Annotated in this window: 2 protein-coding genes; both read right to left on the reverse strand. The window is 41.6% G+C overall.

The window, feature by feature from the left end:
* Window positions 1–502: 502 nt before the first annotated feature.
* Window positions 503–655, reverse strand: a complete 153-nt coding sequence (locus ACIP9C_RS23100; protein ID WP_192885629.1) for a glycine zipper domain-containing protein — start codon at window positions 653–655, stop codon at window positions 503–505.
* Between the two features lie 232 nt (window positions 656–887).
* The coding region (locus ACIP9C_RS23105) for a DUF3967 domain-containing protein (protein ID WP_401015208.1) at window positions 888–1,071 on the reverse strand (184 nt) is incomplete at its 5' end.

Raw genomic sequence — 1,071 nt, forward strand, 5'->3', positions numbered from 1 at the left:
CCCCAATATTGCGTCTTTATGGAACTTTTGCATGCGGATAATCCCATATTTGGCCATCCCTCAATCCCCCATTTCGACCACTGTTCTTGGGTCTAGCATACCACAACTTTAGATTTGGTGTAACGCACTACACCAATTTTTCACCTTCGGTCAAATTGGGAGCGCGCTCTACGAGGTTGCGGTCGGTGTTCCTCCCTGTGTTTGGCTCCGCCAAAAAGAAAAAGGACATCCTTCACGGATGCCCTTTTTCTTATAGACCGTGGACGCTGTCCACCACCTGTAAGGGGAACTCTTCCCCTTAACCCCATTCGAAAAACTCCCCCAACCCCCTCACTTTTTTGAGGGGGCTCCCTCGCCGGTTGGCGTCAAACAAACGCGTTTGTTTGAGTGCCAAGAGGGTCTTGGTGTAGAGAGATTGTCAATTCCTTAATGCTCCCTACGGTCCGCTTACCATTGACAATCGCGGAATATAGTACTCTTATTCCTTATAAAACTCTTTTGTTCACTTGCCCAACCCAATTGCTAATCCTACTACACCACCTATTCCAAGACCTAAAGCAAGATTATCAAAAAGCAAACCGAAAATGGCCCCGAATGCCAACCCTAGACATATTCCAATTCCTGTTGTTATCCCTCTTTTTTTATCATCAGACAAAAATATCCCCTCTTCCTTAGAAATTGCCAATTATAAGCTTTATATGTATCCTGTATTTTTCAGTTTCACTAATACGCCTACACCTTGTTTATGTAATTAGACAACCGATCGAAATTAGAGAATACTCATAACAAAGACCGCCCATTATCTATAAGTATATAAGGCGGTCTTATCTCTATGTATGCTACATGTTTATTCTCACATTCCCGACATTATTCCCCATGAAATTACATTATTTCCAGAACTCCCACCACTTCTTTTTTTCTTCTGAGGCAGCGATTGATTTTTTTGTTTCTTGCATCGATCGTACAATCTCCATCAAAGCTAGATCCCTTTGTTCTCTTTTACTTTCGCTCTCTTTATAACTCTGTTTGATTTCTTTTATTTCTTCAACCAATAACTTGTTATTCTCCATG

The organism is Lysinibacillus sp. NPDC093210, from assembly GCF_044753985.1.
In the GTDB taxonomy this organism is placed as follows: domain Bacteria; phylum Bacillota; class Bacilli; order Bacillales_A; family Planococcaceae; genus Lysinibacillus.